General features: G+C 64.9%; 12 protein-coding genes. 10 read left to right on the forward strand and 2 right to left on the reverse strand.

Features of this window, described 5'->3' with window-relative positions; genetic code table 11:
• Positions 1 to 9: 9 nt before the first annotated feature.
• The 6 genes from OX460_RS05570 (at position 10) to OX460_RS05595 (ending at position 5970) form a co-directional block, all read left to right on the forward strand.
• Complete coding sequence (locus tag OX460_RS05570) at positions 10 to 477, forward strand: DUF3299 domain-containing protein (RefSeq protein ID WP_289897973.1); 468 nt, start codon at positions 10 to 12, stop codon at positions 475 to 477.
• Entirely contained in the window at positions 474 to 929 is a 456-nt protein-coding gene (locus OX460_RS05575; RefSeq protein WP_289897974.1) for a TlpA disulfide reductase family protein, read from the forward strand. Before OX460_RS05570 ends, OX460_RS05575 begins: the two co-directional genes overlap by 4 nt.
• 83 nt (positions 930 to 1012) lie before the next feature.
• A complete protein-coding gene (locus OX460_RS05580) occupies positions 1013 to 3109 on the forward strand; it encodes a bifunctional 2',3'-cyclic-nucleotide 2'-phosphodiesterase/3'-nucleotidase (protein ID WP_289897975.1) in 2097 nt (698 codons plus the stop codon).
• 56 nt (positions 3110 to 3165) lie between these two features.
• Positions 3166 to 3858 carry a tetratricopeptide repeat protein gene (locus OX460_RS05585; protein ID WP_289897976.1) on the forward strand — a complete coding sequence of 231 codons (693 nt, stop codon included), beginning with the start codon at positions 3166 to 3168 and terminating at the stop codon, positions 3856 to 3858.
• Between the two features lie 128 nt (positions 3859 to 3986).
• Positions 3987 to 4250, forward strand: coding sequence for a hypothetical protein (locus tag OX460_RS05590; protein WP_289897977.1), 264 nt, complete (start codon positions 3987 to 3989; stop codon positions 4248 to 4250).
• A 280-nt stretch (positions 4251 to 4530) separates the two neighbouring features.
• Positions 4531 to 5970, forward strand: a complete 1440-nt coding sequence (locus OX460_RS05595) for a catalase (protein WP_289897978.1) — start codon at positions 4531 to 4533, stop codon at positions 5968 to 5970.
• A 78-nt stretch (positions 5971 to 6048) separates the two neighbouring features.
• Here the strand turns inward: OX460_RS05595 and OX460_RS05600 are convergent, their stop codons facing one another.
• Entirely contained in the window at positions 6049 to 6381 is a 333-nt protein-coding gene (locus OX460_RS05600; protein WP_289897979.1) for a hypothetical protein, read from the reverse strand.
• A 16-nt stretch (positions 6382 to 6397) separates the two neighbouring features.
• Here OX460_RS05600 and OX460_RS05605 point away from each other — a divergent pair, with 16 nt between their 5' ends.
• Complete coding sequence (locus tag OX460_RS05605) at positions 6398 to 6583, forward strand: hypothetical protein (RefSeq protein ID WP_289897980.1); 186 nt, start codon at positions 6398 to 6400, stop codon at positions 6581 to 6583.
• Between the two features lie 7 nt (positions 6584 to 6590).
• Here OX460_RS05605 and OX460_RS05610 read toward each other — a convergent pair whose 3' ends face one another.
• Positions 6591 to 7769: a hypothetical protein gene (locus OX460_RS05610; RefSeq protein ID WP_289897981.1), complete on the reverse strand. Its 1179-nt coding sequence runs from the start codon at positions 7767 to 7769 to the stop codon at positions 6591 to 6593.
• Positions 7770 to 8053: 284 nt separating this feature from the next.
• Here OX460_RS05610 and OX460_RS05615 point away from each other — a divergent pair, with 284 nt between their 5' ends.
• The 3 genes from OX460_RS05615 to OX460_RS05625 are packed head-to-tail and all read left to right on the forward strand — an operon-like array spanning position 8054 to position 12926.
• Positions 8054 to 10069 (forward strand): serine protein kinase, encoded by a 2016-nt coding sequence (locus OX460_RS05615; RefSeq protein ID WP_289897982.1) that lies wholly within the window; start codon positions 8054 to 8056, stop codon positions 10067 to 10069.
• A gap of 2 nt (positions 10070 to 10071) precedes the next feature.
• The gene (locus OX460_RS05620) at positions 10072 to 11370 is read left to right on the forward strand and encodes a DUF444 family protein (protein WP_289897983.1); all 1299 of its coding nucleotides are present in this window, start codon (positions 10072 to 10074) and stop codon (positions 11368 to 11370) included.
• Positions 11371 to 11426: 56 nt separating this feature from the next.
• Entirely contained in the window at positions 11427 to 12926 is a 1500-nt protein-coding gene (locus OX460_RS05625; protein WP_289897984.1) for a SpoVR family protein, read from the forward strand.
• Positions 12927 to 13131 lie beyond the last annotated feature (205 nt).

A 13131-nucleotide genomic window follows, 5' to 3' on the forward strand; every position in this document is an offset into this window, starting at 1 on the left:
AGGAAAAACATGTTGAAAATCATTGTCTTGATTGCTTGCCTGCTGCTGGCCGGCATCGCGGCGGCGGCCCCCGCCGACGAACCGCCCTCGTTCTTCGCCCCGTTGACGGACTTGCCCGGCGTCGTCTCGTGGAAACTGCTGGGCCAGGCCACCACGGTGAAGGCGAAAAAGGGCCGCATGGTGCCGAAATACACGCCGGAAATCAGCGCGCTCGACAATACTGACGTGAAAGTACAAGGTTTCATGATGCCTTTGGAACCAGGACAAAAGCAGAAACACTTCCTGCTGACCGTCACTTCGGCCAGCTGTCCCTTTTGCCTGCCGGCCGGTCCGGAAGGCGTGGTGGAAATCAAGAGCCGCACCCCCGTGAAATTCAGCTACGCACCCTTCATCGTGCAAGGCAAGCTGAAAGTGCTGGCCAGCGACCCCATGGGCCTGTATTACCGCATGACGGACGCGGCCGTGGTGCCGCAATGATGCGCTGGCCCGCGCTGCTGCTGGCGTTCGCCTGCCAGGCGCACGCCGCGCCGCTATCCTTCGACCTACCCCGCCTGGATGCCGGCGGCAACCTGCGCCTTGATCAATTCCACGGCCGGGCCGTGGTGCTGAATTTCTGGGCCAGCAATTGCCTGCCTTGCATCCAGGAGTTGCCGATATTCAATGCCCACGCCGCCAGCCAGCCGACACTCCCCGTCATCGGCATCGCCATCGATACGCGGGCGGCCGCGCAAGCGTTCCTGCGGCGCCACCCGGCCAGCTATCCGCAGGCCCTGGCCGCGCCCGGCTTGCTGCCCATCTTTGGCAATCAAATCAAGGGCTTGCCGTACACAGTGATTGTAAATTCTGAACATCGGATCTGCATCCGGCGCCTGGGACCCGTCGATGCGGCCTGGCTGGCCACGGCTGCGGCCGCCTGCGCGCCCCCCTGAATCCATGCGCCTTGCACGGCTGTCATCGCCGCGTCATATGGCGGCGTTACAGTCGCGTCCTTTGAATCTTTCCGAGGGCGGTAATGAAAACAAATTGGGTCATGCTGGCGGCGCTGGCAAGTGCAGGTCTCGTCGGTTGCAACGGCAGTTCGAACACGGCGCCGGCCATTCCCGAAGGCACGACGGTCACCGTCGCCTTGCTGGAAACCACGGACATCCACTCGAATGTCCTCAGCTATAACTATTACGCGCTGGCCGAAGACACGAGCCTGGGCCTGGAACGCACGTCGACCCTGATCCAGGCGGCGCGCGCGGAAAATCCGAACAACGTCTTGCTCGACGATGGCGACGTCATCCAGGGCACCTTGCTGGCCGACCTGCAGGCCGTGGCCGCGCCCGTGCCTTGCAGCGGCACCTTGGCCGTGCACAAGGCCATGAACGCGCTGAAATACGATGCGGGCGGCATGGGCAACCACGAATTCAACTACGGCTTGCCTTACCTGAGCCAGATCACCAACACGGATTTCGGCATTCCCGGCGTGGCCAAGCCGACGGGCACGTGCGGCGCGCCCGCCTTCCCTTCCGTGCTGAGCAATGTCGTCGGCGTGTCCAGCGGCAAGCCGATTTTCCAGCCCTACACCCTGCTGCCCCGCGATTTCGCCGCCACGGCGCCCGATGGCAGCAAGCTGACCGTGAAAATCAATGTGGGCGTGCTGAGCTTTGTGCCGCCGCAAATCCTCGAATGGGACCAGAAAGTACTCGCTGGCAAAGTCAGCGTGACGGGCGTGCAGGAAGCGGCGAAACAATACGTGCCGGAATTGCGCAGCAAGGGCGCCGACCTCGTCGTGGCCCTGTCGCACGGCGGTCTGGACACCAGTCCCTACAGCCCGAAGATGGAAAACGGCAGCTACCACTTGACCAGCACGGGCATCGACGCCTTGATGATCGGCCACTCGCACTTGATCTTCCCGAAAGGCAAGGAAACGGGCGCGGCCGCCCTGGACGCCTCGTTTGCCGCCTTCCCCGCCAGCGCCAAGATCGATGCCGAGAAAGGCTTCGTCAATGGCGTGCCCACCGTCATGGCGCAAAGCTGGGGCCGCCGCCTGGGCATCATCAAGCTGACCATGGTCTACCAGGACGGCAAGTGGGTGGTGCAGCCGGCCAAGACGACGGTGGAATCGCGCGGCTTCAAATACACCGATGGCAAGACCCTCGTGAACGCCGACCCGGCCATCGCGCCGCTGGTCGCCACGGAGCACGCGGCCACCATCGCCTACGCCAAGCAACCGCTGGGCATCAGCACGGATTTCGAGATGTCCGCCTATTTCGCGCTGGTGGGCGACGTCAGCGCCATCCAGCTGGTGAACCAGGCGCAGCTCGACTACGTGAAAAATTTCATCGCCACCAGCACGGATGCCACCTTGTCCAGCTACAAGAACATCCCCGTCATTTCCTGCAGCGCGCCATTCAAGGCGGGCCGCAACGGACCGTCGGACTTCACGGACGTGGCCGCTGGCGCTTCCCCTGCCGCGCCGGTCGGCTTGCAAGTGCGCAATCCGGGTGACCTGTATTTATATAGCAACAACAACCTGCAAGCCGTGAAGATCAAGGGCGCGGACTTGAAAGCGTGGCTGGAAACGTCAGCTAAACAATTCAACCAGATCGACCCGGCCAGCGGCGCCGAGCAAGACCTGGTACCGTCGTATGGCACGATCTATAACTATGACGTGTTCTACGCGGAAAACAATGCGCTGACATACCAGATCGACGTGACGAAAAAGCCGGGCAGCCGCATCGTCAACCTCAGCTACAAGGGTGCGGCCGTCGCCGATGGCGATGATTTCATCGTCGCCACCAACGATTACCGCGCCGGCGGCGGCGGCGCCGTGCCGGGCATCGATGGCAGCAAGACCATCATCAAGTCGCCCGATGCGAACCAGGCCGTAGTGAGCAACTACCTGGCATCGCTGAGCACCAAAGGCGGCAAGGTGACCCTGGCCAACAATGGCAGCGCGCGTAGCTGGAGCTTCGTCAAGACGGCCACGGCCGGTCCCGTGATCCTGCGCTCGGCGCCCGGCCATCTGGCGCTGGCGCAAGGCAGCGGCATCACCAACGTGGCGGCCGAAGGCGGACTCGACGCCAGCGGCTTTGCCAAGTACCGCATCGACCTGAGCAAATAAGGTCCGAGGGCCGGAACAAGCGCAGTTCCGGCCCGTTTTGATGAAAGCTGATCACAATGAAACACGCACTCTCCCTGCCCGCCGTCGTGCTGGCCTCCGTCCTGGCCGCTTGCCAGGCGTCGCCGCCGCCCACGGCGGCGGAAATCGAAGCCGTCGCCATGCATGCGCGCCAGGCGGGCGACCACCAGGCCGAGCGCAAGGTGCGCAGCTGGGCCGGCAAGGACATGCCCGTCGCCGAGCGCGAACTGGCGCTGATTTACCAGCCCCGCGCCGAACGCCGTGCCGAGGCCTTGAGCCTGTTCGAACAGGCGGCCCGCGCGGGCGACACGGAAGCGGCCTTCGAGCTGGGCCAGATGCTGCGCGCGGCCACGCCGGCCCAGGCTTGGCTGTGGTACCGCCAGGCGGCGCAGCAAGGCCACGCGAAAGCGGCCCTGATGCTGGGCTTGCTGGCGGCGAATGGCGAAGGCGTGCCGAAAGACCCCGTGACCGCCGCGCACTGGCTGGACAAGTCCAGCGAGCTGGGCAATCCACACGCCATGTTCCTGCTGTACAACGCCTACCGCGAAGGCCGCGGCGTGCCGCGCGACTTGGCGAAAGGCCGCGAATTGCTGGAAGAAGCGGCCCACCACGAATACCCGCCCGCCATCCAGGAACTGGCCATGACGGTGCAAGCGGACGACGCCCTGCGCGCTGGCCACCTGATGAAGGAAGCGACGGAGCACCGGCACAATAACTGGAACAAGTTTTAAGCCAGGTCAAGGCCGGCCCATATTGCCAAATGGAATGCTTGCCGGTGGCATAAGCTTGCCTGGCACGGACAGCTGTTCGCGCACAACTTCATCGCGAGGCAGGCATGGCAGATCACCGGTTGGGCCCCATGACAAAGAGCGACTTGCAGTTCAGCTATCCGGACGGCCTGGCGGCCGGCGACGACCCGGCGCAGCGCGGCATCCCCGACAGCAGCCTGCTGAACCGCCACGAATGGTATGAAGTGCTGTACAGCTGCAACAGCTGGTCCGGCGGCAGCCTGGCGACGGCGCTCAAATGCGAACGGCTGATCCAGCGCCACTTGCCCGCCGACATACGCGGCCATGCCGCCGTGCTGACGTGGCTGCGGGCGAACTGGGCCCAATATCGCTGATACCGCCAATACCTATCGCCAATACGTCGGAAATCACGCTGCGCTTTGCGCCAGGTCAATCGTGTTGGGCTGGACAAGGCCGAGAGGCTATGATGGGCAAGCCGCTTCCCCGGACGCGGCGGGGCTGTTGCCGGCTCCGAAATGGATTACACTGAATTTGCTTTTTAGAAATTTGTTACTCTGGACCAGCCTCGGTGAGCACGTCGTACACGCTCAGCCCAGCCAGTGTTTGGGTAGGCCCTGGCTCGTCCGTTGACCTCCCCTATAAAGAAAGAGTCCAATGAAAAAGCTGACCACCGCCTTTGGCGCGCCCGTAGTCGACAACCAGAACATCCAGACGGCCGGCCCGCGCGGCCCCGCCCTGCTGCAAGATGTGTGGTTCCTGGAAAAGCTGGCCCACTTCGACCGCGAAGTCATTCCCGAGCGCCGCATGCATGCCAAGGGTTCCGGCGCGCACGGCACATTTACCGTCACGCACGACATCACGCGCTACACGCGGGCGAAAATCTTTGGCGAAGTGGGCAAGCAAACGCCGATGTTTGCGCGCTTTTCCACGGTGGCGGGCGAACGGGGGGCGGCGGACGCGGAACGCGATATCCGCGGCTTCGCCCTGAAGTTTTATACGGAAGAAGGCAACTGGGACCTGGTCGGCAACAACACGCCCGTGTTTTTCATGCGCGACCCCTTGAAATTTCCCGATTTGAATCACGCCATCAAGCGCGACCCGCGCACGGGCTTACGCAGCGCCAACAGCAACTGGGATTTCTGGACCTCGCTGCCGGAAGCCCTGCACCAGGTGACGGTGGTGATGAGCGACCGGGGCTTGCCGCGCAGCTTCCGCCACATGCACGGCTTCGGCAGCCATACCTTCAGCTTCCTGAATGCGCAAAACGAGCGTTTCTGGGTCAAGTTCACCTTTAAAACCCAGCAAGGCATCCAGAACCTGACGGATGCGGAAGCGGAGGCGCTGGTGGGCAAGGACCGCGAAAGCTCGCACCGCGACTTGTATGAAAGCATCGAAAACAAGGATTTCCCCCGCTGGACCCTGTACGTGCAGATCATGCCGGAAAAAGAGGCAGGCACGTATCACCTCAACCCGTTCGACCTGTCGAAAGTGTGGCCGCACGGCGACTATCCGCTGATCGAGGTGGGCGTGCTGGAACTGAACCGCAATGCCGACAACCATTTCGCGGAAGTGGAGCAGGCGGCCTTCAATCCGGCCAACGTGGTGCCCGGCATCAGCTTTTCGCCGGACAAGATGCTGCAAGGCCGGCTGTTCTCGTATGGCGACGCGCAGCGCTACCGCCTCGGCGTCAACCACAGCCACATCCCTGTCAACGCGCCGAAATGTCCGTTCCACAGCTATCACCGCGATGGCCAGATGCGGGTCGACGGCAACCAGGGCGGGACCTTGGGCTATGAACCGAACAGCGAGCAGGAATGGGCCGAGCAGCCCGATTTCCGCGAGCCGCCGCTCAGCATCGAAGGCGCGGCCGACCACTGGAACCACCGCGTCGACGAAGATTACTATTCGCAGCCGCGCGCCCTGTTCCGCTTGATGACCGCGGCGCAGCAGCAAGCCTTGTTCGACAACACGGCGCGCGCCATCTCGGGCGCCTCGGAGCAAGTCAAGCAACGCCACATCGGCAACTGCACCCTGTGCGACCCCGCCTATGGCGCGGGCGTGGCCGCAGCGATCGGCCGCCTGAGCCCGGGCTGACAGTGAACCCAGAAGGCCTGGCGACAGGCCTTCCGCCGCCATCCGCGGCCTGATGCCCCCGCCGCCAGGCCGGCTGGCCTAGCGCTGCTGGATATCGATCTGGCCCGTGATGCTCGTTTCCACCGGATAACCCTCGACCTGCAACGGCACGCGCCGCTTGACGGACGAGTCGCGCAGGTACACGACGAGCGCTTCCTTGCCCACGGCCGTCTGCCCCAGGCTGACGCCTTCCACGCCGTCGATGGCCATCAGCGCCCGCTCGTTGCGTCGCCGGGCCGCTTCCAGGCGGCCCTGAGGCGCGGCCTGGGCATGGTGTCCCGGGCCCTGTCCAGGAGGGGCATCCGGCAAATACGGCATGGCGGCGTCCTCGAAGACGGCATATGGCGATTGTGCGAACTTACTGTTTGACATGACACATCCTCCTGATATGACAAACCCTCCCGATGCCTTGCATGATACACCCGGCCAACCGGCGCTGCAGCACGCTTCGCCGGCCAAGACCCTGCGCGACAGCCGGCCTTGCGCAAGACTTGAGCAAGACTTGAGCAAAATCGTCATCGTGCAAAAAACAGCGCCAGGCAAGGCGGCGCGGGGCCGCCCGACCGGCTCCTAAGGCGTGCTCAAGTGTACAAATTGATGTCGAGCGCCACCACCACGCGCCGCATCTGGTTGGCAAACGTGATGTTGCCGCCGCCGGCAAACAGCAGGCCGACGGGATTGCGCTGCTGGCTCCAGGTCCAGATGGACGAGCCGGAATCGCCGCCCGCGCTGAACGCCCCGCTGACGCCCGTGATGGCGATCTGGTCCTGGAACAGCGCGATCCTGCCGCCGCCGTAATTGACGTTGATGGTGGCGCCCAGGCCCGTGATGCGGCCTTGCGTCAATTGCGTCGTGCGGCCGGACTTGCCGACCATCATGCCGAGTGCGGGCGCCACGAGCGCATTGCTGATGCGGAAGTACGCGGGCACGCCGCCGCTCAGGTAGACCAGTTCGGGACGCACCCTGTCTGGCCAGGCCCAGCCAGTGGCGCAATCGACAAAATTGACGCCGCCGCTGAAATTGATGGGCACGAAGCGCTCGAGCACGGCCACCTGATCTTGCGGGCAGCGGCCGCCGTCGATGGGGCCAGGCTGCACGATGCAATCGTTGAACACGCCGCCGTTGGAATTGGCCAGCACGTGATTATTGCTAAGAATCATCAGGCGGCTGTTGCGCGGCGCGCTGCGCCCCACGGCCAGGCAGCCGATGGTGCCGGCCGTGATGCGGAAATGCCCGACCGACACGCCGCCCGGCGCCGGGCGCAAGCGGAAACGGTGGGGCTGCGCATCGATCACGCCCGTGACGACGATGTTGACGGGCACCTTGTCGCTGGCCACGGCGCGCACGCCCATGGCCCCCACGATGGCGGCCTTGGCCCGGTCGACGGAAGTGGGTTCGGCCACGTACAGGGTCAGGGCCGGCAAGCCCGGTTCGCCGGACGAGCTGTCGCTGGCGCCCTCGCCCAGGCCGATGGACACGCCCTGGATATTGCCGCTGTCGCTGAAGGCGTCGGCCGCGCGCGCGCCGCCCGCTTGCGCGATGCTTTGCCGCATGCCGTCCTCGATGCTGCGCTTGATTTCCAGCAATTCCATGCTGACGCCGCTCAGGGCGTCGGACACGTCCGCGACTGACGCGCTCTCGATCGTATTGTCGTCTTCGCCAGGGACGGAAAACTGGCCGACGGCCTCTTCATCGTCCGCGCTCTGTCCCCTGCCGCTGCTGCCGGGCGGGGCGCTGAAACCATTTTCGTTGCCTATCATCGTGTTCTCCTCGTGGGTCGCCGCAAGCTTCCAGTGTGGACGGGCTGCGCGGGCCGGTATTGATCTGGATTGAACCGCGCGGATGCCTGGCCGCCCTGCCCCATTGGGGGACAGCGAGTGCATAAATAGTTCCCTCGTCAAGGTTGAGCGGGATCAGGCGTGCGGGCAGAGGCGCCGCCGTATACTTGGCCGACAGGCTGGAACCGGGCCTGCTCCACGGCAGCAACGCCAGCAACAGCAAGGATGGGGAAACAATGACGAGCCCTGCAATAACGAGCCCTGGTATGACACGCCAATCCGACGACGCCCCTGCGGCAGCGGCCTCAGCCGGCGCCAATACAGCCGCCGACAATGCGACGGACGCCGGTGGCGCGGCCCAGCATGCGGGTTTCGTGCACGGCATGGCGGCCTGGGCGGAAAAACACCGCATCACTCCCTGGCGCGGCAGTTTTGCCGACTTCCTCGAGCAAATCCTGCCCGGCCGCGCCGCACTGCTGACGCGCAGCGCGCACCGGTACCTGTGGGACATGATGCGCTGGAATGGCCAGACCGACGGCAACGGACGCTTCCGCTGCCGCCTGTTCGACGACGAGCTGTTCGGCATCGACGAGGCGATCGACCGGGTCGCCGCCTACTTCAAGGCGGCCGCCGCCGGCTCCGAAGTGGGCCGCCGCATGTTGCTGTTGCTGGGCCCGCCATCGGGCGGCAAGTCGACCATGGTGATCCTGCTCAAGCGGGGCCTGGAAGAGTACAGCCACAGCAGCGAAGGCGCGCTGTACGGCATCGCCGGCTGTCCCGTGCACGAATCGCCGCTGCACCTGGTGCCGCACAGCATGCGCGCCGACTTTCGCGCCAGCTATGATGCCGAACTGCAGGGCGAACTGTGCCCACATTGCCGCGCCCGCCTGGAAGAGCAGTATGCGGGCGACTTCCTGCGCATGCCCGTCGAGCGCATCCATTTGTCCGAGGCGGGCCGCTGCGGCATCGGCACGTATGCGCCGCACGATCCCACGACGGCCGACCTGGCCGACCTGGTCGGTTCCGTCGACCTGTCGAAAGTGGCGCAATACGGCGACGAAGGCGATCCGCGCGCCTGGTCGTGGTCCGGCGCCGTGTACGCGGCCAGCCGCGGCATGCTGGAAATGATCGAAATCCTCAAGGTCAAGCGGGAATTCCTCTACTTGCTGCTGACCTTGACGCAAGAAAAGAATGTCAAGGTGTCGCGCTTCCCCCTGATCTACCTCGACGAAACCATTCTCGCGCACACGAATCTGGCCGAATTCCGTAAATTCCTGCAAGAAAGCGAAAACGAGGCGCTGCTCGACCGCATGGTCATCGTGCAAGTGCCCTATACGCTCAATTACCGCGAAGAAGCGCGCATTTACCGCAAGCTGATCCTGGCGGCCGCGCCCGCCTTCCGCGACGTGCACCTCGATCCGCACGTGCTGCATGCGGCGGCCGTGTTTGCCATCCTCAGCCGCATGCCCGAGGGCGAGGACAAGGAGGCCGAGCTGGTCAAGAAACTGCGCATCTACGCGAACGAAGATGTGGACGACTTGCAGCCGGCCGACCTGCGCCGCATGCGCGAGCGCGACAAGTCGCCCGACGAGGGCCTGTCGGGCGTGTCGCCCCGCTTCGTCATCAATGCCCTGTCGCACGCCATCATTTCCGCCCAGCGCAACAGCCTGTCCACCATGGACGTGCTGCTGGCCCTGAAAGACGGCATCGAAAACGATGCGCGCATCGAACCCCGGCGCAAGCGCAAATGGGTCGATTACCTGGTGCTCACGCGCAAGGATTTCTATAACCGCTGGGTCAAGGCCGACGTGCACAAGGCCTTGTTCGTGTCATTCGAGCAAGAAGCGCAAGACTTGCTGAACAAATATCTCGATGAAGTCGAAGCCATGCTCGACAACCGCCAGATCCGCGATCCCATCACCAGCGAAGAGCGCCGTCCCGACGAGCGCTTCCTGCGCGCCGTGGAAGAGAAAATCCACATCAGCGACTCGGGCAAGCAATCTTTCCGGCAAGAAGTGGTGCGCAAGGCCATGAGCGCCTTCAAGCGGGGCGAAGCGTTTGGCCTGGCCAGCCATGCGCCATTGCACGACGCCATCCAGCAATACCTGTTCGAGCAGCGGCGCGACGTGCTGCGCCTCGTCGGCTCGGCCAAGCGGCCCGACGACGACGTGCGGGCCAGGATCTCCGCCGTCGAGCACCGCCTGGTCGACGAATACGGCTATGACGCCCATAGCGCGCGCGAAGCGCTCAACTACGTGACCACCTTGCTGGCGCAGGAATAGCCATGGCCGCCACCACGACGCCAGGCAGCGGCACACAGGATGGCCATCCGGCCTGGGGGGATTCCACGGACCCCGCAGGCACCGCGAACCCCGCCGCCACGGCCGGCTCCGCCGGTTCCTCCGGCGCGGCGGCGGGTGCCGCGCCAGCCATGGCCCGGCCCTGGTATGCGCTGTTCTCGCGCGGCGCGCGCGACTGGCTGCGCCACAACCAGAAAGTGCGCGAAGCCGTGCAGGCGCACTTGCCCGAGCTGGTCGCCACGCCCGACCTGATCGGCGGACCGCAGCAGCGCACGGTGCAAGTGCCCATGCGCCTGCTCGAACATGCGCGTTTCCGCCTGGCGCCCGCGCGCAGCAGCTTGGGCGCGGGCCAGGGGGACGGCCAGCCCGGCGATATCCTGCGCCCGGCCCGGCCCGCCGCCACGGGCGGGGCCGGCACGCAAGGTGACGGCGGCGATGGCGAGGGGGCCGTGCGCCTGCTGCTGGAGTTTCCCATCGACGACATACTCGACTGGCTGTGGGACGCCTTCGAATTGCCGCACCTGACGCCACGCCACCTGGGCGCCATCGACGACGTGCGGCTCGTGCGTAGCGGCCTGGACCGGCATGGCGCCCGTTCGCGGCTGGACCGGCGGCGCACCGTCAAGGAAGCCATCAAGCGGCGCGCCCTGCAAGCGCAGCCAGTGCCCTTCACCAATGAAGACTTGCGCTACCGCCAGGTGCTGCCGCAACCCCGGCCCAGCACGAACGCCGTCGTGTTTTTCGTGCTGGACGTGTCGGCCAGCATGGCGCAGCCCGAGCGCAAGCTGGCCAAATCGTTCTTTTTCTTTGCCTTGCAAGGCTTGCGTCGCAGGTATGCGCGCGTGGAAACGCGCTTTATCGCCCATACGACGCGGGCCTGGGAATTTTCCGAAGCCGAGTTCTTCCAGGTCAATGGCATGGGCGGCACCATGGCGTCCACCGCATTTCGCCTGAGCCGCGAATTGCTGCAGGAACACTACGCGCCGGGCCGCTACAACGCCTATCTGTTCTATGCCTCCGATGGCGAAAATTTCAGCGAAGACCGGGGGCCGGCCAGCGCGGCCCTGGGCGAACTGGCCGGTTTGCTCAACTATATAGGCTATGTGGAAACCGTGCCCGGCGTGCCGCGCAGCCTGGAAACCGAAATGCACAGCTTGTTCGCCGAGCAGGAACGGCGCGGCTTGCCCTTGCACAGCAGCATCCTCGGCAAGAGCGACGACGTGTGGGAAGCCATCCGCACCTTTTTCCGGCACGAGGCGGCCGATACGGAGGATGCGGCATGATGCGGCATGACGCCCCGCGCCACGCCAATATGGCCAGTATGGCCGATACGGCGAACATGGCGAACACAACTGGCCTGGACGGCTACGCGGCGCGCATCGAAGCGCTGGCGCGGCAACTGGGGCTGGCGTTCGCCCCCGTCGAGTTCGAGCTGGTGCCGGACAGTTTCATGGCCGAGATCGCCATCTATGGCTTGCCCGTGCGCATGCGCCACTGGTCGTTCGGCGTGCGCTACATCCACCAGCTCGTGCATCAAAAGATGGGCAACTCGCATATGTTCGAAGTCATGTTTCCCGGCGACCCTTGCCATGCCTACATGGCCGAACACAATTCCGTGGCGGAAAACACCCTCGTCACGGCCCACGTGCTGGGCCACGCCGATTTCGCCAGCCGCAATGCCCTGTTCCTGCGTTTCGGCGCCATGGCGGGCCAGCACATCCTGGAACAGAGCGCGGCGCGGGCGCAACGTCTGGAAATGGCGCTGCAACGCCACGGTCAGGAACAGGTGGAAGCCGTGCTCGACGCGGCACTGGCGCTGGAGCAGCACGTGGACATCCACGCCGAGCTGCACCGCCCGCCCTATGCCGCGCTGTCCGGACCGGCCGGTGTCGCCGGCAGGCGTGGCGGCGCCGGGGGAGACGATCCGTTTGCACAACGCTACCGGCGCCTGCCCGGCGAAGCGGCCGCGCTGGCGGCGCGCGAGGCGGCACGGGCGCGCGTGACGCAGCGTCCGCTCCTGCCGCCGCAGCCCGAGTACGATTTACTATGGTTCATCGCGCAACATGGGCCGGACCTGGCCGACTGGGAGCGCGACATTTTCCTGGCCGTGCGCGAAGAGTCGTTTTACTTCTATCCCGTGTACGCCTGCCAGATCATGAACGAAGGCTGGGCCTCGTACTGGCATGCGCGGCTGCTGCGCGAAGCGGATTTCCTGCCGCCGGCCCTGTACCTGGCGGCCCTCAAGTCGCATTCGGACGTGGTGCGCCCATACGCGGGCGAGCACCAGCAGGCGCTGGCCGTCAATCCCTATCACCTGGGCTTTTGCATGTGGGAACACATCATCGAACGCGAAGGACTGGCGCGGGCGCGCCAGATTTGCCGCGACGACGATGACTGCAGTTTTATTCGCAACTATCTGGACGCCGAACTGGCTGACCGCCTGGGCCTGTTTGTGCATGAAAGCCGCCGCGACGGCGAAACGCGGCTGGCCAGCCGCGATTTGCGGGTCATCCGCGAAGCCATCCTGGCGCCCAAATACAACTATGGCGCACCGTGCATCGCCGTCACCCTGCTCAACGACGACGGCAGCCTGGTGCTGCGCCACGACCACCTGCGCGATGGGCGCGGCCTCGACCTGGAGCGGGCGGAACAGGTGCTGGCGTATATCGCCCGCGTCTGGCGCCGTCCCGTCACCCTGCATACGGCCGACTTCCGGGGCTCGCCCCGGGTGCTGCGCAGCAAGAACGACGGCGTACCCGAGCCGCCCGCGCCGACAGCGTCAGCAACAGCGTCAGCAGCAACGTCAGCAACGCCGACAGTGCCGCCCACGCAACGCTGAACGCCAGGCACCAGGCACCAATCGGTCTCGCGGTCTCGCGGTCTGGCGGTCTCGCGGCCGGGCGACAGGCGGCCGGCCGGATAGCGAGCCTGCGCATCTGGCATGGGCATATGGCATGGGCATCTGGTAGACATATCTGGTATGGGTATCGGGTATGTATATCTGTATCTGATATGTATGTCGGCATGCATATCTGGCAATGAAA

This window comes from Janthinobacterium sp. SUN033, assembly GCF_030397595.1.
Classification (GTDB): Bacteria; Pseudomonadota; Gammaproteobacteria; order Burkholderiales; family Burkholderiaceae_D; genus Janthinobacterium; species Janthinobacterium kumbetense.

What these genes read in the sequence shown, in the direction of transcription:
- OX460_RS05570 (WP_289897973.1), top strand. Translation starts at nt 10, where the DNA reads ATGTTGAAAATCATTGTCTTGATTGCTTGCCTGCTGCTGGCCGGCATC.
- OX460_RS05615 (WP_289897982.1), top strand. Translation starts at nt 8,054, where the DNA reads ATGACACGCCAATCCGACGACGCCCCTGCGGCAGCGGCCTCAGCCGGC.
- OX460_RS05580 (WP_289897975.1), top strand. Translation starts at nt 1,013, where the DNA reads ATGAAAACAAATTGGGTCATGCTGGCGGCGCTGGCAAGTGCAGGTCTC.
- OX460_RS05590 (WP_289897977.1), top strand. Translation starts at nt 3,987, where the DNA reads ATGACAAAGAGCGACTTGCAGTTCAGCTATCCGGACGGCCTGGCGGCC.
- OX460_RS05600 (WP_289897979.1), bottom strand. Translation starts at nt 6,381, where the DNA reads ATGTCAAACAGTAAGTTCGCACAATCGCCATATGCCGTCTTCGAGGAC.
- OX460_RS05610 (WP_289897981.1), bottom strand. Translation starts at nt 7,769, where the DNA reads ATGATAGGCAACGAAAATGGTTTCAGCGCCCCGCCCGGCAGCAGCGGC.
- OX460_RS05605 (WP_289897980.1), top strand. Translation starts at nt 6,398, where the DNA reads ATGACAAACCCTCCCGATGCCTTGCATGATACACCCGGCCAACCGGCG.
- OX460_RS05625 (WP_289897984.1), top strand. Translation starts at nt 11,427, where the DNA reads ATGGCGAACACAACTGGCCTGGACGGCTACGCGGCGCGCATCGAAGCG.
- OX460_RS05620 (WP_289897983.1), top strand. Translation starts at nt 10,072, where the DNA reads ATGGCCGCCACCACGACGCCAGGCAGCGGCACACAGGATGGCCATCCG.
- OX460_RS05595 (WP_289897978.1), top strand. Translation starts at nt 4,531, where the DNA reads ATGAAAAAGCTGACCACCGCCTTTGGCGCGCCCGTAGTCGACAACCAG.
- OX460_RS05585 (WP_289897976.1), top strand. Translation starts at nt 3,166, where the DNA reads ATGAAACACGCACTCTCCCTGCCCGCCGTCGTGCTGGCCTCCGTCCTG.
- OX460_RS05575 (WP_289897974.1), top strand. Translation starts at nt 474, where the DNA reads ATGATGCGCTGGCCCGCGCTGCTGCTGGCGTTCGCCTGCCAGGCGCAC.